The 20,746-nt window shown below is 71.5% G+C and carries 20 protein-coding genes; 13 read left to right on the forward strand and 7 right to left on the reverse strand.

The window, feature by feature from the left end:
• Positions 1–4: 4 nt before the first annotated feature.
• From ACQPYA_RS21505 to ACQPYA_RS21515, 3 genes are read right to left on the reverse strand one after another with little or no spacing between them, the layout of a single operon-like run.
• The gene (locus ACQPYA_RS21505) at positions 5–838 is read right to left on the reverse strand and encodes a carbohydrate ABC transporter permease (RefSeq protein ID WP_433528894.1); all 834 of its coding nucleotides are present in this window, start codon (positions 836–838) and stop codon (positions 5–7) included.
• 1 nt (position 839) lies between these two features.
• Entirely contained in the window at positions 840–1,841 is a 1,002-nt protein-coding gene (locus tag ACQPYA_RS21510) for a carbohydrate ABC transporter permease (RefSeq protein ID WP_433528895.1), read from the reverse strand.
• Positions 1,838–3,109 carry an ABC transporter substrate-binding protein gene (locus ACQPYA_RS21515; RefSeq protein ID WP_433528896.1) on the reverse strand — a complete coding sequence of 424 codons (1,272 nt, stop codon included), beginning with the start codon at positions 3,107–3,109 and terminating at the stop codon, positions 1,838–1,840. Before ACQPYA_RS21515 ends, ACQPYA_RS21510 begins: the two co-directional genes overlap by 4 nt.
• A 292-nt stretch (positions 3,110–3,401) precedes the next feature.
• Here ACQPYA_RS21515 and ACQPYA_RS21520 point away from each other — a divergent pair, with 292 nt between their 5' ends.
• From ACQPYA_RS21520 to ACQPYA_RS21535, 4 genes are all read left to right on the forward strand, one after another.
• Positions 3,402–3,743, forward strand: coding sequence for an ArsR/SmtB family transcription factor (locus tag ACQPYA_RS21520; protein WP_433528897.1), 342 nt, complete (start codon positions 3,402–3,404; stop codon positions 3,741–3,743).
• Positions 3,744–3,746: 3 nt separating this feature from the next.
• Entirely contained in the window at positions 3,747–4,238 is a 492-nt protein-coding gene (locus tag ACQPYA_RS21525) for an SRPBCC family protein (RefSeq protein WP_433528898.1), read from the forward strand.
• A 485-nt stretch (positions 4,239–4,723) separates the two neighbouring features.
• A complete protein-coding gene (locus ACQPYA_RS21530) occupies positions 4,724–5,158 on the forward strand; it encodes a hypothetical protein (RefSeq protein WP_433528899.1) in 435 nt (144 codons plus the stop codon).
• Between the two features lie 47 nt (positions 5,159–5,205).
• Positions 5,206–5,475 (forward strand): hypothetical protein, encoded by a 270-nt coding sequence (locus ACQPYA_RS21535; RefSeq protein ID WP_433528900.1) that lies wholly within the window; start codon positions 5,206–5,208, stop codon positions 5,473–5,475.
• A 70-nt stretch (positions 5,476–5,545) separates the two neighbouring features.
• Here ACQPYA_RS21535 and ACQPYA_RS21540 read toward each other — a convergent pair whose 3' ends face one another.
• From ACQPYA_RS21540 to ACQPYA_RS21550, 3 genes are all read right to left on the reverse strand, one after another.
• Positions 5,546–6,220 carry an HAD family hydrolase gene (locus ACQPYA_RS21540; protein ID WP_433533561.1) on the reverse strand — a complete coding sequence of 225 codons (675 nt, stop codon included), beginning with the start codon at positions 6,218–6,220 and terminating at the stop codon, positions 5,546–5,548.
• A gap of 159 nt (positions 6,221–6,379) precedes the next feature.
• Positions 6,380–6,946 (reverse strand): TetR/AcrR family transcriptional regulator, encoded by a 567-nt coding sequence (locus ACQPYA_RS21545; protein WP_433528901.1) that lies wholly within the window; start codon positions 6,944–6,946, stop codon positions 6,380–6,382.
• Positions 6,947–7,019: 73 nt separating this feature from the next.
• Positions 7,020–9,716: an MGH1-like glycoside hydrolase domain-containing protein gene (locus ACQPYA_RS21550; protein ID WP_433528902.1), complete on the reverse strand. Its 2,697-nt coding sequence runs from the start codon at positions 9,714–9,716 to the stop codon at positions 7,020–7,022.
• Positions 9,717–9,758: 42 nt separating this feature from the next.
• Between ACQPYA_RS21550 and ACQPYA_RS21555 the strand changes: the two genes are divergently transcribed.
• The 4 genes from ACQPYA_RS21555 (at position 9,759) to ACQPYA_RS21570 (ending at position 15,552) form a co-directional block, all read left to right on the forward strand.
• Entirely contained in the window at positions 9,759–11,690 is a 1,932-nt protein-coding gene (locus ACQPYA_RS21555; RefSeq protein ID WP_433528903.1) for an amylo-alpha-1,6-glucosidase, read from the forward strand.
• 141 nt (positions 11,691–11,831) lie between these two features.
• A complete protein-coding gene (locus ACQPYA_RS21560) occupies positions 11,832–13,163 on the forward strand; it encodes a glycosyltransferase family 4 protein (RefSeq protein WP_433528904.1) in 1,332 nt (443 codons plus the stop codon).
• A 51-nt stretch (positions 13,164–13,214) separates the two neighbouring features.
• Positions 13,215–13,802 carry a DUF1707 SHOCT-like domain-containing protein gene (locus tag ACQPYA_RS21565; RefSeq protein WP_433528905.1) on the forward strand — a complete coding sequence of 196 codons (588 nt, stop codon included), beginning with the start codon at positions 13,215–13,217 and terminating at the stop codon, positions 13,800–13,802.
• A gap of 28 nt (positions 13,803–13,830) precedes the next feature.
• Positions 13,831–15,552, forward strand: coding sequence for a serine/threonine-protein kinase (locus ACQPYA_RS21570; protein ID WP_433528906.1), 1,722 nt, complete (start codon positions 13,831–13,833; stop codon positions 15,550–15,552).
• A gap of 52 nt (positions 15,553–15,604) precedes the next feature.
• On the opposite strand, the gene ACQPYA_RS21575 is transcribed toward ACQPYA_RS21570, so the two are convergent.
• Entirely contained in the window at positions 15,605–16,204 is a 600-nt protein-coding gene (locus ACQPYA_RS21575; RefSeq protein WP_433528907.1) for an N-acetyltransferase family protein, read from the reverse strand.
• Between the two features lie 187 nt (positions 16,205–16,391).
• On the opposite strand from ACQPYA_RS21575, the gene ACQPYA_RS21580 reads away from it, so the two are divergent.
• From ACQPYA_RS21580 to ACQPYA_RS21600, 5 genes are all read left to right on the forward strand, one after another.
• Entirely contained in the window at positions 16,392–16,763 is a 372-nt protein-coding gene (locus ACQPYA_RS21580; protein WP_433528908.1) for a GntR family transcriptional regulator, read from the forward strand.
• On the forward strand, positions 16,760–17,680 hold the full coding sequence (locus ACQPYA_RS21585) for an ABC transporter ATP-binding protein (protein WP_433528909.1): 921 nt from the start codon (positions 16,760–16,762) through the stop codon (positions 17,678–17,680). The genes ACQPYA_RS21580 and ACQPYA_RS21585 overlap by 4 nt, the downstream gene beginning before the upstream one ends.
• Positions 17,677–18,369, forward strand: a complete 693-nt coding sequence (locus ACQPYA_RS21590) for an ABC transporter permease (protein ID WP_433528910.1) — start codon at positions 17,677–17,679, stop codon at positions 18,367–18,369. Before ACQPYA_RS21585 ends, ACQPYA_RS21590 begins: the two co-directional genes overlap by 4 nt.
• Before the next feature lie 287 nt (positions 18,370–18,656).
• Entirely contained in the window at positions 18,657–19,466 is an 810-nt protein-coding gene (locus ACQPYA_RS21595) for a metal-dependent hydrolase (protein ID WP_433528911.1), read from the forward strand.
• Between the two features lie 154 nt (positions 19,467–19,620).
• Entirely contained in the window at positions 19,621–20,712 is a 1,092-nt protein-coding gene (locus ACQPYA_RS21600) for a LacI family DNA-binding transcriptional regulator (protein WP_433528912.1), read from the forward strand.
• Positions 20,713–20,746: the final 34 nt, after the last annotated feature.

Below are 20,746 nucleotides of genomic sequence, written 5' to 3' on the forward strand. Positions count from 1 at the left end.
TCACCTATCCCTTGACGGCGCCGGAGGTCAGGCCGGAGACGATGCGGCGCTGGAAGAAGAGGACGAACAGGATGATCGGTACGGTGATCACCACGGCGGCGGCGCAGATCGCCCCGGTCGGATCCTCGAACTGCGACTCGCCGGTGAAGAACGACAGCGCCACCGGCACCGTGCGCGAGCGCTCGGTGGAGGTCAGCGAGATGGCGAAGAGGAAGTCGTTCCAGCAGAAGATGAAGACCAGGATCGCCGTGGTGAACAGCCCGGGCGCGGCCAGCGGGGCGATCACCCGCCGGAACGCCTGCCCCTGGGTCGCGCCGTCCATCTTGGCCGCCTTCTCCAGGTCCCACGGGATCTGCTTGAAGAACGCCGACAGCGTGTAGATCGCCAGCGGCAGCGCGAAGGTGATGTACGGCAGGATCAGGCCCGGCCAGGTGTCGAAGAGCCCCAGTTGGCGCTCGATCTCGAACAGCGGCGAGACCAGCGACACCTGGGGGAACATCGCGATCAGCAGGGAGACGCCGACCAGCAGCCGCTTGCCGGGGAAGTCCAGCCGGGAGATCGCGTACGCGGCCATCGCGCCCAGCACCACCGCGATCACGGTGGCGATCAGCGCGATGCCGATCGAGTTGATCAGTGCGCGGACGAACTGGTCGGTGGCGAAGATCGACCGGTAGTTCTCCACCGTCCACTCCCGGGGGACGAAGTGCCCGTCGGTCAGCGTGGCCGGTGTCTTGAACGACAGCGACATGATCCAGAGCACCGGGGTCAGTGCGAAGACGACCACGGCGACGTCCAGCAGGCCCCAGCGCAGCTTGGCGCGGGTGGTGGTGTCGGCCATGTCAACGCCTCTCCCCGTCGTCGCTGCCGGGGGCAGCGGTGCCGAACAGCTTCACGAAGACGAACGCGATGATCGCCACCGTGATGAAGATCAGCACCGACATGGTGGAGCCGATGCCGAGGTTCAGGCCCCGGATCAGGTTGTTGTAGGCGATCATCGACACCGACGAGGTCTCGTTGGCCCCGGCGGTGAGCACGTAGATGTTGTCGAAGACCCGGAACGCGTCCAGCGTGCGGAACAGCAGGGCGACCAGGATCGCCGGCTTCATCACCGGCAGCATCACCTTGGTGAACCGCTGCCACGCGGTGGCCCCGTCGGTGGAGGCGGCCTTGAGCAGGTCCTCCGGCACCAGGGCCAGGCCCGCCATCAGCAGCAGCGCCATGAAGGGCGTGGTCTTCCAGATCTCCGCCAGCATGATGATCGCCAGCGAGCTGGCCCGCTCGGTCAGCGGCGCCCCGTCGGAGAAGAGGTTGGCCAGGTAGCCGGTGCCGGGCGTCCACGCGTACCGCCAGGAGAAGGCGGCGACGACCGTGACGATGCCGTACGGGATCAGCGCCGCGGTCCGCACGATGCCCCGGCCGACCAGCGTCCGGTGCATGATCAACGCCAGCCCCATGCCGAGCACCAGCTCCACGGCCACGGTGACCACCGTGATCAGCATGGTCACCCCGAACGCCGTCCACCAGAACTCGTTGCTGAGCACGGTGACGTAGTTGTCCAGCCCGATGAACTCCCGCTCGGCCGGGAAACGCAGGTCGAAACGCTGCATCGACAGCCACACCGAGTACAGGATCGGGTAGGCGGTCACCGCGACCATGACCAGCGCGGCCGGCGCGCAGAGCAGCCAGCCCAGTTTCCGTTCGGCCCGCTTGTTCTCGCTCAGCGGCGGCCTGCCGCGCCGGCCGGCCCGCTGTGCCGGCACCCGGGCGTGCCGGCCGTGGGCTTCGGTCCGGTCGGCGGTCACCTCCGCGCCGGCCGGCGTGCTGCGGGTTCGCTCGGTCACGGCAGCACTCCCTTCGACTCCAGGGCGTCCGCGATGGCCGCGCGCAGCTGCTCCGCGGTGGCCGGCGGGTCGATCGCCGCCGGCGGCGACAGCATCGCCGAGGTCACCGTCGAGATGCTCTGGTACGCGGGGGTCAGCGGCCGGACCGCCGGATCCCGCAGCTGTTCGAGGATGGTCTCCTTCATCGGGTACGCCTCGTCCATCTCCGGGTCGGCGTAGACGCGCTCGATGGTCGGCGGCACCCCGTCGTTGATCGCGGAGAACTTCTGGTGCTCCGCGTTGCGCAGGCACTTCGCCGCGTCGAACGACTCCTGCGGGTGCTCGGAGTGGGCGCTGACGGCGAGGTTGACCCCGCCGATGGTCACCCGGCCCGGGGTGCCCGCGTCGACGCCCGGCACCCGGGCCCAGCCGACCTGCTCCGCCAGCTCCGGGTTGGCCTCCTGCATCGCCGGATAGACGAACGGCCAGTTCACCTGGAACGCGCCGTTGCCGGCCTGGAAGTCCAGCCGCACCGGGTCCTCGGTGGCGTTGCTGAACGACGGCGAGGTCACCCCGGAGGTGGCGAGGTGGCGCAACACCTCCAGCGCCCGCACGGTCCCGTCGTCCATCACGGCCTCGGTGCCGTCGTCGTTGAGGATGTGGCCGCCGGCGCTGGCCGCCAGGGTGTTGTAGAGGACCACCAGGCCCTCGTACTGGGCGCCCATGGTCAGCACCTGGTACGGCTGGCCCTGCTCCTTCAGCCGCTGCGCCATCGAGATCATCTCGTCCCAGCTGGTCGGCGGCTCGGGTACCAGGTCCTTGCGGTACCAGAGCAGCTGCACATTGGTGTTCTTCGGCGCCCCGTAGAGCTTGTCCTGGTACCGGGCGGTCTCCAGCGGGCCGTCGAGGGTGCCGTCCGTCACCTCGTCCCGGTCCGGCCCGGTCCACTCCAGGATCCACTTCGCGCTGGCGAACTCCTGCGTCCAGGTCACGTCGAGACCGAGCACGTCCATGCCGGTGTCCTCGGCCGCGAGCCGGCGTACCATCTGCACCCGCTGCTCGTCGGCCTCCCGTGGCAGCACCCGGTAGACGATCCGGTACCGCCCGCCGGCCTCCGCGTTGCACTCGTCGACGACCTGCCGCAGATTCTGCTCGGGCGGGTAGTACAGATTGATCGTGGGCGTACCGCTGTCGCCGCCGCCGGCGCAGGCGGCCATCGGCGCCACCAACGTCAACGCGGCGGCAGCCGCCGCCGCGCGCCGTCGCCGGCCCCGGGCCGGGCCGCTCATGTCGTCCCCCTGCCACTCTCCGCGCCGCGATCAGGTGTCACCGCGCCGAGCCTGACGAATCGCTGGCTCATGTCGCCTCCCCTCGGTATCGGCCATCAACCGGGGTAAGGGGCCCGCGCCCCGGCGCACGGCGACCAGGACAGGGCCCCTGACCTGCTGCTCCGTGGCCCTGCGTCTCGTGGTTGCAACACTGCCCGGCCCGTGAAGTCGCGAAACCTGACCTGTGCGCCACCGACACCCTGTCGCCATGTCAGCTTGACAACGTACAACTGATTGGTTGTATATTGATCCTGTGGGTGAGGGCAGCGACGACCGGGCGGACGCGATGTTCCACGCCCTGGCCGATCGCACCCGGCGCGACATCCTGCGACGGGTGCTGGCCGGGGAGCATTCGGTGTCGGCGCTGGCGGCCAACTACGACATGAGCTTCGCCGCGGTGCAGAAGCATGTCGCGGTGCTGGAAAAGGCCGGGTTGTTGACCAAACGCCGCCGTGGCCGCGAGCAGTTGGCCAGCGGCGACGTGGCGGCGGTGCGGTCGGTGACGTCCATGCTGTCCGAGCTCGAACAGATCTGGCGCGGCCGGATCGCCCGCATAGACATGTTGCTCGCAACAGATCCGACTCAGGAGGATTGAGACATGCCCGTCATCGAGGTACAACAGGACATCGACCACCGCACCCTGACCATCGTCGCCGACTTCGCCGCGCCCGTACAGCGGGTGTGGCAGGTGTACGCCGACCCGCGCCAGCTCGAGAAGATCTGGGGACCGCCGACCTATCCGGCCACCGTGGTCGACCACGACCTGATCCCGGGCGGGAAGGTCACCTACTTCATGACCGGGCCGGAGGGCGACAAGCACGCCGGCTACTGGCTGGTGAAGACGGTGGACGAGCCGAACAACTTCACCTTCGAGGACGGCTTCGCCGACCTGGACTTCAACCCGATCCCGGACATGCCGAGCTCCCACAACAGCTACACCTTCACCGCGCACGAGGGCGGCACCCGCGCCACGTACGTCGGCACCTACCCCACCGCCGAGGCGTTGCAGCAGGTGCTCGACATGGGCGTCGTCGAAGGCGCCAGCGCCGCCATCAACCAGATCGACACCCTGCTGACTTCCACCCCTTGACCCCGGCCCGCATCCTCGACGGAAAGCTGATCGACACCGGCGACGGCGACACCCGGGTCGACCCACACGACGCCCGCTCCCGCGCCGAGTCGATCCGGGTCAACCGGGTGCCCGAGCCACCTACCGTCAAGACTCCGCGTACACCTGGATCTGCGGCTGCCGGAGGCGGAGCCGGCGGTGCTGCTCGATGCCGGGGCCGCGGCTGGTCCGCGAGCCGGACACGGAGATCGACTGGTGGGTGCTGGCCGACCCGGAGGGCAACGGGTTCTGCGCGTTCCCGTCACGTCCCACCAGGTGAGCGGCGGTGCTACCCAGCGGCTGACCGGTGGACTAGCGTTTGACGTGCTTCGCCGTCAGCGCGTACGCCGTCGCCGTCGATACGCCACCGGCCGACCCCGACCCGCCCAATCGGATGTTTCTCGCGGGAACAGCCCGTAACCGGTCCACCGGTTGGGCAGGATCGTCCCCAATGAGGAGGTGCCGTCGTGGCGCAGGACACCCGCGCTCTCACCCTGACGTTCGACGTGAGCGGCCTGCCACCGGTCAAGACCGAGGCGCTGTCCATCTTCGCCGCCGGGCATCGGCAGGCGACGAGGGTACGAACCCTGCTACAGGCCGCCTGCGAGGCGGCGCAACGCACCGGTTGGACGCCACTGTCCGGGCCGATCGAGGTGGACCTGACCCTGCGCTGCCCGCCCGGGCACCGCACCTCCGACGCCAGCACCCTGCTGGGCGGGGTGTGCGCGGTACTACAGGACAAGAAGCGGGTCTCCAGCATCGGACTGACCCACCTCGGCGTCCTGGTCGACGTCGCCCTCTACGACGACGACAAGCAGATCCGGCGGCTGTCGTACGTGGAGGAGCCGGCGGAGGAGTTCTCGTACCAGGTACGCGTCGCCGCCGTACCGACCGTGGTTTGACCAATGGCCGCGGTGGGGTACCGCAGCCGCGAACGAGGGGAGCGCCGATGTCGGAGCCACATGTCACTCTGGAGCCCCGGGATCCGGTGCAGGAGAAGCTGCGCGGCCCGTTGGAGGACCAGTTGACCTCGGCCCTGCAGGCGGCCGCCGACCGGGTCCGCGACAGCTACACCGGCGAACCGGTGGAGCAGGTCTGCCAACGGCTGCTCGACGAGACCCGCGTCGGCCTGCACCCCGACATCGCCGCCGGCTTCGAACCCGACATGGACGAGTTCTGCCGGGTCGCGGTCGCCATCGTCCGCGGCGAGATCACCTGAGCCCGGACGGATGGGTGAGGCACGCCAGGCGGGCGCGGAACACGGGGCGCCGCCAGCGGACCGGCGCCGGTCAGAAATGGCGCAGCAGGTCGGGAAAGGCACTCAGGTGCAGCACCCCGGCGTCGGCCGGATCCAGTTCGTCGTGCTCCAGCACCCAGGTGTTGGCGTTCGGGATGAACACCGCGTTCCACCCGGCCGCCCGGGCGGGCAGGATGTCGGAACGCGGCGAGTTGCCGATCATCCAGGCCCGGGCCGGGTCGACCAGGTGCTCGCGGACCAGCCAGCGGTAGGTCTCGACGTTCTTCTCCGGCACGATGTGCGCGGCCTTGAAGTGGTGCAGCAGCCCACAGGCGTCCAGCTTGCGCTGCTGTTCCTCGCGCTCCCCCTTGGTCAGCAGCAGCAACTCGTGCCGGCCGGCCAACTCGTCCAGCGCATCGGCCACCCCGGGCATCAGCTCGACCTGATGGGTCAGCAGCGCCACCGCCAGGCCGTCGATCTCGCGCCGCTCCGCCTCGGTGGCCGGCCGCTCGCGCAGCCGTTCCAGGCACTCCCGCAGGCTGCGCAGAAAGACCTTGCTGCCGTACCCGTGGGCGACGGCGTTGGCCCGCTCGATGTCGTCGAGCACGGCCCGGAGTTGCACCCGGTCGAGGGTGGGATGGTCCAGCCACTCCAGAAAGTCGTCGATCACCCGCTCGAAGACGACGTTGTTCTCCCAGAGCGTGTCGTCCGCGTCGAAGACCAGCACCCGTCCCGGCTCGATCGCCACCCCGTCACCTGCCACGCTGCGACTCTAGGCAACCCGACCAACCGATATTCCGCCCGCTGCGGTGGCGACAGGAGTCATTCTTGGACAGTTTCCGTTAGCAGCTAACGGAAACCGTCCAAGATCGCGAGACGAGCCGGGTCAGGGAGGAGTGAAGAGGTGGTTGTCCAGCATCTGTTCACGCTGGTCCTGGGCCTCGGGGCGCAGCCGGCCGCCCCGGGTAAGCATGATCATGCCGTGCAGCAGGCTCCAGCCGAGTTCGGCGAGAGTGTCGGGATCTCGCCCGGCGGCCAACGGAACGAGCGCCGCTCGCAGCTCCGCAAAGGTTGCCGCGACCGTCTCGGGTACCTGTTCGGCGCCGAGGGTCAGATCCGGGGTGTGGGCGAACATCGCGTCGTACACCTCGGGGTTGGCGTACGCGAAGTCCAGGTAGGCCGCCATCACCGCCGGCCACATCTCGGGCGGCCGGCCGACCGCCGTACGGGCGGTGGTCAGCGCGACGGCCAGGTCGGCGAAGCCCCGCACCGCGACCGCGGTGACCACCGCGTCCCGGTCGGCGAAGCGCTCGTAGAGTGCGCCGAGGTCGACGTCGGCACGCTCGGCCAGCCGGCGGGCGGTCACCGCCGCCCAGCCCTCGGCCTCGGCCAACTGCCACGCGGTGGCGACGATCGCGTCGCCGTCCCGACCTGTGTCTGGGTCGTCTGACACGTCATCGATGCTAGCCGCGGGCAACTCAGGGTAAGCATCCCGCGACGGATTGGCGACTCTACGCACCGCCCGGTCAGCGGCGGAGGGTGAGGACGAGGTCGGCGACCAGGGCGGTCCAGCCGGTCTGGTGCCAGGCGCCGAGGCCGGCCCCGTTGTCGCCGTGGAAGTACTCGGGGAAGGCGATCAGGTCCCGCCAGTCCGGGTGGGTCTGGAACAGCTGGGCCGCGCCGTAGATGGGCCGGCGTCCCCAGTCGTCCCGGGTGAAGAGCGCGATCAGCCGGGCGGAGAGGTCGTCGGCGATCTCGTCGAGGGTCTTCTTCACCCCGGACCGGGTCGGGTACTCCACCTGGAGGTCGTCGCCGAAGAACGCCGCGTAGTCGCGCAGCGCGCTGATCAGCAGGAAGTTCGTCGGCATCCAGATCGGACCGCGCCAGTTGGAGTTGCCGCCGAAGAGGCCGCTGGTCGACTCGGCCGGCTCGTAGCCGACGCTGAACTCCTGCCCGCCCAGGGTCACCGCGAACGGCTTGTCCAAATGCGCGCGGGAGAGCGTACGCAGGCCGTACTCGGAGAGGAACTCGTCGGTGTCCAGCATCCGGGCGAGCAGCCGGACCACCTGCTCCGGGCCGCACATGGAGAGCAGGCGTTGCTGCCGCCCGTCCGGGCCGATCCGCCGTGCCCCTATCACCGAGGCGTACTCGGGGCGGTTGGTGAGGAACCAGCGCAGCCGGGCCCCCAGCTCGGGCAGCCGGTGCAGGGTACGCGCGGGCAGCCGGGTCACCGCGGCCAGCGGCAGCAGCCCGACCACCGAACGCACCTTCAGCGGCACCTTCGTGCCGTCGGCCAGCCGCAGCACGTCGTAGAAGAAGGCGTCCTCGTCGTCCCACAGCCCCTGCGAGTACGCCGCCGCGGCGATGTACGCGAAGTGTTCGAAGAACTTCGTCGCGGTGTCCACCCAGGTGCGGTCGTGCTCGGCCAGCACGATGGCGATGTCGAGCAGGTTGAGGGCGTACATCGCCATCCAGCCGGTGCCGTCGGACTGCTCCAGCACCCCGGCCACCGGCAGCGCCGCCGACCGGTCGAACGGGCCGACGTTGTCCAGCCCGAGGAAGCCGCCCTCGAAGACGTTGTTGCCGCCGGTGTCCTTGCGGTTGACCCACCAGGTGAAGTTCATCAGCAGCTTGTGCATCATCCGGGCCAGGAAGTCGTGGTCCCGGCTGCCGTCGATCTCGAAGACCTTCAGCGCCGCCCAGGCGTGCACCGGCGGGTTGACGTCGCCGTACGCCCACTCGTACGCCGGGATCTGCCCGTTGGGGTGCAGGTACCACTCGCGGAGCAGGAGCAGGAGCTGCTCCTTGGCGAAACCGGGGTCGACCCGGGCGATGCTGACGCAGTGGAAGGCCAGGTCCCAGGCGGCGTACCAGGGGTATTCCCACGGATCCGGCATGGAGATCACGTCGAAGCTGGTCATGTGCCACCAGGCGCTGTTGCGCCCGTGCTCGCGCCCGGCCGGCGGCGTCGACCCCGGGTCGCCCTCCAGCCACCGCTTGACGTCGAAGTGGTAGAACTGCTTGCCCCACATCAGCCCGGCGATGGCCTGCCGGGCGATCAGCGCCTCGTCGGCGCTGGCCCGGGCCGGGATCACCCCGTCGAAGAACCGGTTCGCCTCGGCCCGCCGGGCCCACAGCACCGCGTCGAAGCCGTCGCCCAGGTCGGCCGGCGGCGGGTCGCCGTCCCCGGGCGGTGGGGCGGTGCGGGTCAGCCGCAGCCGGATCCGCCGCTGCTCGCCGGCCGGCACGTCCAGCACGTAGTGCAGCGCCCCCTTGGTGCCGGTCAGCTCCGGGTTGACCGTCTCCGCCCCGGACACCACGTGGTCGTTGATGCCGTCCTTCGGGTACGGCGTGCGGCTGGGCAGCCCCCAGAGCCGCTCGGCGTTGGTGTCGTTGTCACAGAGCAGCGGCGTCGGGTCGCCGTCGCCTTCGAGCATGATCTGCCCCAGCACCCAGTGCTCGCCGACCAGCCGGCGCCCCTCGCCGACGATCCGGGGCACCCGGTCGGCGCCGGGCAGCCCCCAGGCCCAGGTGTTGCGGAACCACAGGTGCGGCAGCACGTGCAGTCGCTCGGCCTCCTCGCCCCGGTTCGCCACGGTCACCACGATGCACATGTCGGTCGGGGTGGCCTTGGCGAAGTCGACGGTCACCGCCCAGTACCGGTCGTCGTCGAAGACGCCGGTGTCGACCAGCTCGTACTCGGTGTCGTCCCGGCCGCGCAGCCCGTTGACCGCGACCAGCTCGTCATAGGGGAAGGCGGCCTGCGGGTAGTGGTAGCGCCAGCGCATCCACGAGTGGGTGGGCGTGGAGTCCTCGTACCACCAGTAGTCCTTGGCGTCCTCGCCGTGGTTGCCGCCGTCCCCGCCGAGGCCGAACATCCGCTCCTTGAGGATCGGGTCGCGCCCGTTCCAGAGCGCGAGGGCGAAGCAGAACGTCTGTCGGTCGTCACACACGCCCGCCATGCCATCCTCGGACCACCGGTAGGCTCGGGACCGCGCATGGTCGTGGGGGAAGTAGTCCCACGCCGTGCCGTGCTCGCTGTAGTCCTCCCGGACCGTCCCCCACGCCCGCTCGGACAGATAGGGACCCCATGCGCGCCAGTCCTGCTCCCCGGCGTCAGCCTGGGCGAGCCGGACCCGCTCGGCGTCGGGGGCGGAGGGCGAACCGTCAATGATCACCTGCACATCTTCGACGCCGCCGGGGTACTTCACCACAGCGGCCATTGTCGTCGTGTCGTGTTACACCTCGCCGCCGGTGGAGGAAAGTTGATCGAGATTCGTTTCGGTTCGCAGGTCTGCGGCGAGCTGACCAGCGCCGCCGCGCGGGAGTGGCTGGTGCCCGACGGCCTCGGCGGGTACGCCATGGGCACCGTCGGCGGGCTGCGCACCCGCCGCTACCACGGCCTGCTGGTGGTCCCGGGAAAGACCCCGTCCTCCCGAAAGGTGGGACTGGCCAGCCTCGACCCGGCGGTGCTGCTGCCCTCCGGGGCCCGGGTGCGCCTCGGCGCGCACGAGTGGGCCTCCGGCGACGTCGACCCGCGCGGCTTCGAGCTGCTGGAGCGCTTCGACCTGACCGACGGGTTGCCGCGCTGGCGGTGGCGGATCGGCGAGGTGGTGATCGAGCGGGAGCTGGCCGCCCTGCACGGGCGGTCCTGCGTGGCGGTGGTGCACCGGCTGGTCAGCGGCGGGCCGGTCGAGCTGGAGCTGGCCGCCGCGTGCACCTGGCGGGACGCCCACGGCGAGCGGCACGCCGACGGGCCGCCGCTGCACATGGAGCCGGTGGAGGGCGGCGCGGTGATCGAGGGGGCCTACCGGCTCTCCGGGCCGGGCTGGACACCGCAGGGCCACTGGTGGCGGGGCGTGTACCACCGCGAGGAGGCGGCCCGCGGCCTGCATCCGGAGGAGGATCTCTGGTACGCGGGCCAGTTCCGCGGCCCCCTGCACCGGCCCGGCGACACGGTGTCGGTGCTGGCCTGGGCCGGTCGACTGGAGCCGGAGCCGGAGCCGGGGCCGCAGGTGGTGGCGGCGGCGCGGCGGCGCAACCGGGCGGTGGTGGCGGCGGCCCGGCCCGCCGACGACGTGGCGGCCACCCTGACGCTGGCCGCCGACGCGTTCGTGGTGCAGACCGGCACCGGGCCGGACGTGGTCGCCGGCTACCCGTGGTTCGGCGCCTGGTCGCGGGACACGATGATCTCCTACGAGGGGCTGTTCCTGCGTACCGGCCGCGCCGATCTGGGCCGCGAGCTGCTGCGGTCGTACGCGGCGACGCTGTCGGAGGGGATGCTGGCCAACACCGCCGACACCGGCCAGGTCGAGTACAACACCGTCGACGGCACACTGTGGTTCCTGCACGCGGTCAGCCGGCACGTCACCGTCACCGGAGACACCGACCTCGGCGACGAGCTGCTGCCGGCGCTCTGCGCGGTGGTCGACGCCCACCTGGCCGGCACCCGGTACGGCATCGCCGTCGACCCGGCCGACGGGCTGCTCACCCAGGGCGTCCCCGGCGCCGCGCTGACCTGGATGGACGCCCGGGTGCACGGGGTGCCGGTCACTCCCCGGCACGGCAAGCCGGTCGAGGTGAACGCCCTGTGGGTCAACGGCCTGGCGGCCACCGCCGAGTTGGCCGAGCTGGCCGGGCGGGACGCCGACGGGCTGCACCGGCTGCACGAGCGGGCGGTCAAGGCGTTCCGGGACCGCTTCCCGACCCCGGCCGGCTGGCTGCACGACGTGGTCGACGGCCCCGCACCGGCGTACCCGTTGGGCGGCGCGGCCTCCCACGACGACGACCTGCTGCGCCCCAACCAGCTGCTGGCCTGGTCGTTGCCGTTCGCGCCGCTGGAGCCGGATCCGCAGACGCTGGGCCGGGTCGGCGCCGGGCTGCTCACCCCGCTCGGCCCGCGCAGCCTCTCCCCCGACTGCCCCGGCTTCGTCGGCCGGCACCGGGGCGGGCCGGCCGAGCGGGACAGCGCCTACCACCAGGGCACGGTCTGGCCGTGGCTGATCGGCCCGTACGCCGATGCCAGCCGGCGGGCCGGTCGCCCGGTCGACGAACTCTTCGCCGGCCTGGCGGCGCACCTGGCCGAGTACGGCCTCGGCTCGGTCAGCGAGACCGCCGACGGTCTCGCCCCGCACGCCGCCACCGGCTGCCCGTTCCAGGCCTGGTCGGTGGCGGAGCTGCTGCGCGCCCGCCGGTAGCGCTTTACACCCCCGCAACGGGTACGTCTCCGCTGGTTATCCCGCCACGACCAGGATGGGTCCCGATCCAGCCGCGACCCGAACGGGCCCGCCAGGGGGGCCGGCCCGCGGTCGCGCGGAGACAACTCAAAGGGGGCGCGTGTGTCACCGAACGCCGACGTGATCGACATCAACTCCGCCCGATCGCAGCGGGTGCTGATCCTGTCCTGGGAGTACCCGCCCGTGCTCGTCGGCGGTCTCGGCCGGCACGTACACGCCCTCTCCGTCGCCCTGGCCGCCGCCGGCCACCAGGTCACCGTGGTCACCCGGCACGCCGACGGCGCGCCGCTGGAGGAACACCTCGACGGGGTACGCATCCTGCGCGCCGCAGCGGATCCGGTCGCCTTCCCGCTGGCCACCAGCTCGCTGCTGGCCTGGACGATGGCGTTCAACCACACCCTGACCCGCACCGCCCTGCGCGCCGCCGACACCGGCGACTACGACGTCATCCACGCCCACGACTGGCTGGTCGCGCACACCGCCATCACCCTCGCCGAGCACCTGCGCCTGCCGCTGGTCACCACCATGCACGCCACCGAGGCCGGCCGGCACCAGGGCTGGCTGCCGGAGGAGATGAACCGCACCATCCACGGCGTCGAACACTGGCTCAGCAACGCCTCCACCCGGCTCATCGCCTGCTCCGGTTACATGCGCGAGCAGGTCACCACCCTGTTCGAGGTGCCCGACGGCCAGGTCGAGGTGGTGCCCAACGGGGTCGACGACCGGGCCTGGCGGGCCCGCCCGCGCGCCGTCGCCTCGGCCCGCGCCCGGTTCGCCGGGGACGGCCCGCTGATCGGCTACGCCGGGCGGCTGGTCTACGAGAAGGGCGTACAGCACCTGGTCGACGCCGTGCCGCAGCTGCGTGAACGGCACCCCGGGCTGCGGGTGCTGATCGCCGGGGACGGCCCCTACCGGGGCGAGCTGGAGGAACGGAGTCACCAGCTCGGGCTCGCCGGCACCGTACGCTTCGCCGGGTTCCTCGACAACACCCAGCTGCCGGCGGTGCTCGGCGCCACCGACGCCACCGTGGTACCGAGCCTCTACGAGCCGTTCGGCATGGTGGCCCTGGAGGCGGCGGCGGCCGGTGCGCCGCTGGCGGTGGCCCGCACCGGCGGTCTGGCCGAGATCGTCGAGCCCGGCGTCACCGGCGTCACCTTCCCGCACAGTGACCCGCCCGCCCTGGCCGGCGCGGTCGGCCAACTCCTCGGCGACGAGGTCTTCGCCCGCCGGGTCGCCCGGCAGGCCCGCAGCATGGTCGGCCGGCGGTACGGCTGGGCCACCATCGCCGCCCGCACCGCCGAGACGTACGCCGCCGCCCGCCGCGAGCACGCGCCGGCGCAGGCCCGACGCACCGCTGTCGACGTACCGTCGCGGCGGCCGACGATCTCCATCCCGGACGGCAACCTCCTCGCGCTCGGCGGCGCCGCCTGCTGACCCTGGTCCGACGGCGATCAGGAGGTTTGCGGGTGCCGTTAGGCTCGGAGCGTGGAGTGGGAACGGCACGACGACACGGACCGGCTGCGCGTCTCCGACCGGGAGCGGGAGGAGATCGTGGAGCTGCTCGGCAGGGCCACCGCCGAGGGCCGGCTCACCCTCGACGAGTACACCGAGCGGGCCGGCGCCGCCCACGCCGCGCAGACCCGGGGCGAGTTGGCCCGGCTGACCACCGACCTGCCGGAGGCGCCCGGCCGGGCGCCGGCACGCCCGGCCGGTGCGCTCGCTGCGACGTCGGAGAAGCTCCTGGCCGTCTTCGGTAGCGAGGTACGCAAGGGCGCCTGGGCGGTGCCGGAGCACATCGAGGCCCGCGCCGTCTTCGGCGACTGCCGGATGGAACTGCACGAGACCCGGATGCCCCGACAGGTGATCACGATCGACGCGGAGGCGATATTCGGCGACGTCACGGTCGTGGTGCCGGAGGGCACGGACGTCCGGCTCACCGGCAGCGCGATCTTCGGCAGCAAGAAGTCCAAGCTGAGCGGTCCGGTCATCCCCGGCGGCCCGGTCATCGAGGTGCGCTGCCGCGCCATCTTCGGCGACGTCATCGTCCGCCCGCCGCGCAAGCGCTGGTGGTGAAGACACGCTCTCGGCGGATGGGGGAGGCGTGCACGCGCTGATCGCTGGCCGGTACCGGCTGCTCGACCTGGTCGGACGCGGCGGGATGGGTACGGTCTGGCGGGCCGAGGACGAGATGCTGCACCGCCAGGTGGCGGTCAAGCAGGTGGTGCTGCCGCACTGGCTGGGTGGCGACCGACGCGACGAGTTGCGCGCCCGCACACTGCGCGAGGCGCGCACGGCGGCCCGGCTCAGCCACCCCAACGTGGTCCGCGTCTACGACGTGGTCTCCGACGGCGAAACCCCGTGGATCGTCATGGAGTACGTGCCCTCGCGCACCCTGCAGGATCTCCTCGACAGCGACGGTCCGCTGCCGCCGCGGCGGGCCGCCCGCATCGGGCTGGCGCTGTTGGACGCCCTGCGGGCGGCGCACGATGCCGGGGTGCTGCACCGCGACGTCAAGCCGGCGAACGTGCTCGTCGCGCACGACGGCCGGGTGCTGCTGACCGACTTCGGGCTGGCCGTCTTCGACGGCGGCGACGGGGCGATGACCGGCTCGGGCACGATCCTGGGCTCGCCGCAGTACGTCGCCCCGGAGCGCGCCGCCGAGGGCGTCTCCAGCGTGCCCGCCGACCTGTGGTCGCTCGGCGCGACCCTGCACGCCGCCGTGGAGGGCCGCTCGCCGTACGCGCGCAGCACCGCCATGGCCACGCTCAGCGCGCTGGCCTCCGCCCCGCCCGACCCGGCACCGCACGCCGGGCCGCTCTCGGCGGTGCTGGCCGGGCTGCTGCACCGCGACCCCGCACACCGCGCCGACCACTCCGAGACCCGCCGGCGGCTGCTCGCCGCCGACGATTCGGGACCGGGCGAGCCGACCGGCCAGCCCGGCCACGAGCCACAGCCCGGCGACGAGCCGAATTCGGGCCACGAGCCGCAGCCGACCGGCCGGCACGTCGGGGCCACGACGGCTGTCGGCGCGGAAGGTCGGGCGGCGGGCCCGGAACGCGACCGGGTCGCCGTGGCCCGCCCCTGGGCGCTGGCCGCGGTGGCCGTCCTGGTGGCGACGGCGGCGGGGATCGGCACCGCGCTGACCGTGGTGGGCACCGGCGCGGACCGTGGCGGCCCGCGCCACGAGGCGGGGGAGCCTGCTTTCGGCGCGCCGCCGTTCGAGGTGGGCGGTCCAGGGCCCGGCGGGCCTCCTCCACCCGACGGGAGACGCCCACCACCACCGCCGCCGGGGGGCTTCGTACCACCGCCGCTGCCCTGTGTACGCCCGTGGGTAAGCGGCGCTCCGGTGGCGTCGGCGACCCCCGCCGACGACGAGAGCTTCCGGCCGCCCACGGGCTGGGCCTGGCACGCCGACAGTGGCGGCTTCCGGGTGGCGGTGCCGGCCGAGTGGCGGTACTCCCGCGACAACGACGTGGCCTGCTTCCAGGATCCGGCCACCGGCCGGGCACTCACCGTTGCCCGAGACACCGAGCCGAGCACCGCACCGGTCGCCCGGCTGCGGGCGGTACGGGACCGCGAGATCGCCGCCGGCACCCTCCCCGGCTACCAGGAGTTCCGCCTCGGCCGGGTCGGCGACGCCACCGAATGGGAGTTCGGCTGGCTGACCCCGCACGGCGACCGGCTACGCGCCCTGCAGATCGTGCTGGACGGAGCCGCGCGCGGCCGGGCCTGGACGCTCGGCTGGTTCACCCACGAGCACGACTGGCGGTCCGCGTCGGCCCAACTGGCCACGATCCGCGACGGTTTCCGGCCCGAACGGTGACCGGGCCGGACGCGGCGCCGGCCGGCGGGCGCAACCCGGCACCGGCCGGCGGCTACCCGTGCGTCGCCGGCCGCCGGCTGCCCGCGCGCTCGCCGGCCGAGGCCAGCGGCAACGCGCGGACCAGCATCCGGTGCGGACGCCACTGCGGAAACGGAACGACGTCACCGACGTGGTCGAAGCCGATGCGTTGCAGGGCGTGCCAGACCCGGGTGTTGGTTTCCGCGACCGCGAGCACCACCCGCTCCTCGGCCCGCCGGCCGAGGAGTTCGATCGTCATCCTGACGCCGAGACGGTGCCGACGCATCTCGGGCAGCACGAACGCCTCGCAGACGGCGAAGGTACGCCCGTCCCACTCGGTGGCGAGGTGCGGGTCGTCGGACGCGGTCAGGTCACGCCACCAGAGTGTCTCCGGGGGCAGCGGGCAGCCCATCATCGCGCCCGCCAGCTGACCGTCGACATATCCGAGGGCCGCCTCGAAACCGGGAGCCTCGACGGTCCACCGGAGACGCTCCTCGACCGTCGGCACGCGGTGGTCGACCAGATGAAGATCTGCCGCGTGCGCCTGGCGGTAGACCGCGGCGAGTGCCTCGACGTCCACCTGGTCGGTGACCATCACTGTGTCGTTGCGCCCGCCGACTGCCTCGGCAGTCATGAGTGCCGATACCATCGACCCCTCCGTCAAGTTTGGTTAGGCAAACCTAACTTCAAGCTCACTTGAGGGCAAGCACCGCATCGCTGCGATCGACACCACATCCCGGCCCCCCTTGACGGCGAGGCCACCTTGCCTCCATGGTTAGTTACATGAGTAGTGAACCGCCCAACCAAGGCGGCAACCCGGGATGGCGGACGTGATGGAGGAAGGTCGGCCGATCTTCCTCCAGATCGCGGAGCTGCTGGAGAACTCGATCCTCGACGGCACCCTGGCCGAGGAGAGCCAGGTGCCCTCGACCAACGAGTTGGCCGCCTTCCACCGGATCAACCCGGCGACCGCCGCCAAGGGCGTCAACCAACTGGTCGATGACGGAACCCTTTACAAGAGAAGAGGAATCGGGATGTTCGTCTCCCCCGGCGCCCGCGCCAAGCTGCGCGGCCGACGCCGCGACGAGTTCGCCCGGCAGTACGTGCAACCGCTGCTGGCCGAGGCGCGCAAGCTCGGCATCGACCCGGCGGAACTCAAGCACATGATCGACACCTCGGAGGAGGCCCGATGAGCCCGGTGGTCACCGTCACCGAACTGACGAAACGGTACCGAGGCGTCACCGCGCTGGACGGGATCAACCTCTCGCTCACCGAGGACCGGATCTACGGCCTGCTGGGGCGCAACGGCGCCGGCAAGACCACCCTGATGCAGATCCTCACCGCCCAGAACTTCGCCACCTCGGGCGAGGTGACGGTCTTCGGGCAGCAGCCGTACGAGAACGAGCAGGTGCTCTCCCGGACCTGCTTCATCAAGGAGAGCCAGACCTACCCGTCGAACCTGCGGGTGCGGCATGTCCTGCGGGCAGCGAGCCTGGTCCATCCGGGCTGGGACGAGGAGTTCGCCCAGCGGCTGGTCGACGACTTCCGGCTGCCGCCGCAGCGCAACGTCCGCAAGCTCTCCCGAGGGATGCTCTCCTCGCTCGGCATCATCGTCGGGCTCGCCTCGCGTGCCCCGCTGACCTTCTTCGACGAGCCGTACCTCGGCCTGGACGCCGTCGCCCGGCAGGTCTTCTACGACCGACTGCTGGCCGACTACACCGAACACCCGCGCACCGTCGTGCTGTCGACCCACCTCATCGACGAGGTCAGCGACCTGATCGAGCACGTCCTGCTGATCGACGCGGGCCGGCTCCTGCTCGACGTCGAGGCGGAGGCCCTGCGCGGTCAGGTGATCACGGTCTCCGGCCCGGTCACGGCGGTGGACGAGTTCGCGCGTACCGGCGCCGAACTGCACCGGGTGCTCCTCGGCGGGACGGCCCGGGTCACCGTACGCGGCGATTTCGGCCCGGCCGAGCACGACCGTGCCCGGTCCCTGGGCCTCGGCCTGGAAGCCTCCTCGCTCCAGGACATCGTGGTCCGCCTGACCACCTCGGCCAACGGCCACGCAGCCGGCAGCGCCGCTGCGACCGGCAAGGAAGGTGTCCGATGAACCGCGCTCTGACGGTCGCCCGGCTACAGTTCGTCGCCTGGCCGAGTGTGATCGGCTGGCCCTGGGGGATCCTCACCCTCAGCTTCCTCATCAACCTGGCGCTCTTCACCGCCATCGGCGACACCGACGTCGAACCGACCACCGGCGCCCTGGCCAGCATCTACGTGGTGATGTTCATCGCCTGCATCAACACCATCACGCAGGACTTCCCGTTCGCGATCGGGCTGGGCATCTCACGGCGCAGCTTCTACCTCGGCAACGTGCTCCAGTTCGGCGTCCAGGCGATCGCCTACGCGGCGGTGCTCTATCTGCTGGCCGTGGTCGAAGAGGCCACCGGCGGCTGGGGCATCAACCTGCGCTTCTTCGGCCTGCCCTTCCTCTGGGTGGAGAACCCGGTGCTGCGGTTCCTCGGCTTCGCGCTGCCGTTCCTGCTGCTCGGCTTCATCGGCATCGCGATCGCCCTGGTGTTCAAGCGCTGGGGGGTCAACGGCATGCTCACCCTGAGCACCGCCGCGCTGGTCGTGATCGGCGGGTCCGCGGTGCTCGCCACCTGGCGGGGCTGGTGGCCGGCGATCGGCGGCTGGTTCGCCGACCAGTCCGGCGCGGCCCTGCTGGTGGGCTGGCCGGCGCTGCTCACGCTGCCCCTCGCCGCCGTCAGCTACCTGGTCATCCGGCGCGCCACGCCCTGACCCGACCCGCGGCGCGGACCGGCCCTGGTTGGTCCGCGCCGCCCCGCTGCGGAACGACGCGCGCGAGCAGATCGCGGTCGCCGGCCGGACGCGCACGGCGTCCCATGGCCGACACAGCGACCCGGCGAAGCCGTCCGCCCAGCCATAATCCCTGGTGATCGGCCGGGCCCGCCGGCCGCGCTCCGGCACCGTCTGCTGTGGACTGTCCGGGTGATCCCCTGCGGCGCCGCCACGAACTACAGTGGCGTAGTTTTGGCGCTCAAGATCCCTGGGGAGGGCGAGCCGAGATGATGGGACCGTCGCACGCGCTGTCCGGCGCGGCGGTATGGCTGAGCGGATCCTGGGCGCTCCAGCAGTTCTACGACTACGAGCAGTCGCCGTTGGCGTTGGCCGTGGGCACAGCGGTCTGTTCCGGTGCGGCGCTGCTGCCCGACATCGACCTCTCCGGCAAGGTGACCCGGAACAAGGGCGGCGCGACCGTGGCGCGCACCTTCGGCGTCTTCTCGCTCTTCGTCGCCGAGGTGGTGGAGAAGATATCGCTGGGGGTCTACTACGCCACCAAGCTGAGCCGCGACCCGAAACGCAACAACGGCCACCGTACGCTGACCCACACCATCCCGTTCACCGTGCTGGTGGGCTGGGGCACCACGAGCCTCTGTGCCGCGTACGGCAAGTGGGCGGTCATCGGCATCCTGTTCTTCATGATCGGGCTGGCGCTGCGCGGCCTGTTCGACAAGTGGGCCGAGCGCGCCGGCTGGCTCATCGTCACCCTGGTCTCGGCCGGCGCGGCCGTCTTCACCGCCGCCAACCTGCCCGGCGACCGCGGTTATCCGATGATCGGCCTGGCGGTCGGGGTCGGCTCCTTCGTGCACATCATCGGCGACATGATCACGCGGGCCGGCGTGCCGATCCTCTGGCCGATCCCGATCAAACGCCGGATGTGGACCCCGATCAGCCTGCCGGACCGGATCGCGATGCGGGCCGGGGGCCGGACCGAGGTCGTCTTCGTCCGCACCGCGCTGACCATCGTCTCGGTGCTGGCCACGATCGGGCTGGTCGCCCCCTCGGTGCTACAGAAGTTCGACCTGGACATCTGAGCACCGCCGGACGACCACGGATCCGAGGTCGATTCGTCATCGCCTATTGACGTGCCCGTAACACGTGACCTACCTTCCTGTCGAACCGCTTAGTCGAAGCGTTTCGACACTGTCCTGTGGCCCCGCCACAGGCGCACCGCGAGGGAGGTGTCCGATGGCCACCATGCAGGACGTCGCGCGCCTCGCCCAGGTGTCGGTCAGCACGGTGTCGTACGTGCTCACCGGCGCCCGGCCGATCTCCCAGGCCACCCGGGACAAGGTCCTCGCCGCCATGACCCAGCTCGACTACCAGCCGAACGCCATGGCGCGCGGGCTGGCCAGCCGGCGCAGCCGGATCGTCGGGCTGCTGCTGCCGATGGACGAGCGGGGCATCGGCGCCACCGAGACCGCCTTCGTCACCGGCGCGGCGGCTGCCGCCGGCGCCGCCGGCTACCACCTGGTGCTCTCCCCCATCGGCGTGGGTGACCTCGACGAGCTGCGCCGGCTGGCCAGCCAGCGGATGCTCGACGGCGCGCTGCTGATGGAGGTCCAGCTGGACGATCCCCGGGTGGACGTGCTGCGCGAGACCGGCGTCCCGCTGGTGCTGATCGGTCGCACCTCGGACACCACCGGCCTGTCGTACGTGGACATCGACTTCGACCGGACCGTCCGCGACGCCGTCGACCACCTGGTCGGCCTCGGCCACCGCCGGATCGTCTACGTCAACCACTCCGCCGACGCCATCGCGGCCGGTTACGGCCCCGCGTTGCGCACCCGGGACGCGTTCGCCGCCGCGATGACCGGGCACGGCCTGACGCCGCTGATGATCGCCGCCGGGGACAGCGCGGCCGGTGGCCGGGCGGCGCTGGCCACCGCCCTGCGGCAGGCGCCCGACCTGACCGCGGTCCTGGCGATGAACGAGAACGCCGTCTTCGGCCTGTTCGGCGAGCTGAGCACCCACGGGCTGACCGTGCCCGACGACGTCTCGGTCGTCTCGATGGTCACCTCACCCCAGGTCGCCGAGTTGGCGACGCCGGCCCTGACCGCGATGACGTCACCCGGCTCGGCGCTGGGCCGGATCGCGGTCGAGACGCTGCTGCGGCACCTCGATGGCGGCAGCGGCGAGATCCACCAGCAACTGTTGCCGTGCGCGCTGGAGGTCCGCGGATCCAGCGGCCCGCCGGGCACGGCGAGCAGGGGCGGCCACGACTTGGCCGCCAGCACCGAAGCAGCCCGCCGCCGCGCTGCCACGCGACGACGGGCTTGAGGAGTACCGGCTCGATACTCACCAGGGAGACTAG

Origin of the sequence: Micromonospora sp. CA-263727 (assembly GCF_050942455.1) — a bacterium.
Lineage (GTDB): Bacteria > Actinomycetota > Actinomycetes > Mycobacteriales > Micromonosporaceae > Micromonospora.

Excerpts from the sequence above, each read along its gene's own strand:
- ACQPYA_RS21505 (WP_433528894.1), bottom strand. The coding sequence starts at position 838 with ATGGCCGACACCACCACCCGCGCCAAGCTGCGCTGGGGCCTGCTGGAC.
- ACQPYA_RS21515 (WP_433528896.1), bottom strand. The coding sequence starts at position 3,109 with ATGAGCGGCCCGGCCCGGGGCCGGCGACGGCGCGCGGCGGCGGCTGCC.
- ACQPYA_RS21525 (WP_433528898.1), top strand. The coding sequence starts at position 3,747 with ATGCCCGTCATCGAGGTACAACAGGACATCGACCACCGCACCCTGACC.
- ACQPYA_RS21535 (WP_433528900.1), top strand. The coding sequence starts at position 5,206 with ATGTCGGAGCCACATGTCACTCTGGAGCCCCGGGATCCGGTGCAGGAG.
- ACQPYA_RS21550 (WP_433528902.1), bottom strand. The coding sequence starts at position 9,716 with ATGGCCGCTGTGGTGAAGTACCCCGGCGGCGTCGAAGATGTGCAGGTG.
- ACQPYA_RS21575 (WP_433528907.1), bottom strand. The coding sequence starts at position 16,204 with ATGACTGCCGAGGCAGTCGGCGGGCGCAACGACACAGTGATGGTCACC.
- ACQPYA_RS21580 (WP_433528908.1), top strand. The coding sequence starts at position 16,392 with ATGGCGGACGTGATGGAGGAAGGTCGGCCGATCTTCCTCCAGATCGCG.
- ACQPYA_RS21585 (WP_433528909.1), top strand. The coding sequence starts at position 16,760 with ATGAGCCCGGTGGTCACCGTCACCGAACTGACGAAACGGTACCGAGGC.
- ACQPYA_RS21590 (WP_433528910.1), top strand. The coding sequence starts at position 17,677 with ATGAACCGCGCTCTGACGGTCGCCCGGCTACAGTTCGTCGCCTGGCCG.
- ACQPYA_RS21595 (WP_433528911.1), top strand. The coding sequence starts at position 18,657 with ATGATGGGACCGTCGCACGCGCTGTCCGGCGCGGCGGTATGGCTGAGC.
- ACQPYA_RS21600 (WP_433528912.1), top strand. The coding sequence starts at position 19,621 with ATGGCCACCATGCAGGACGTCGCGCGCCTCGCCCAGGTGTCGGTCAGC.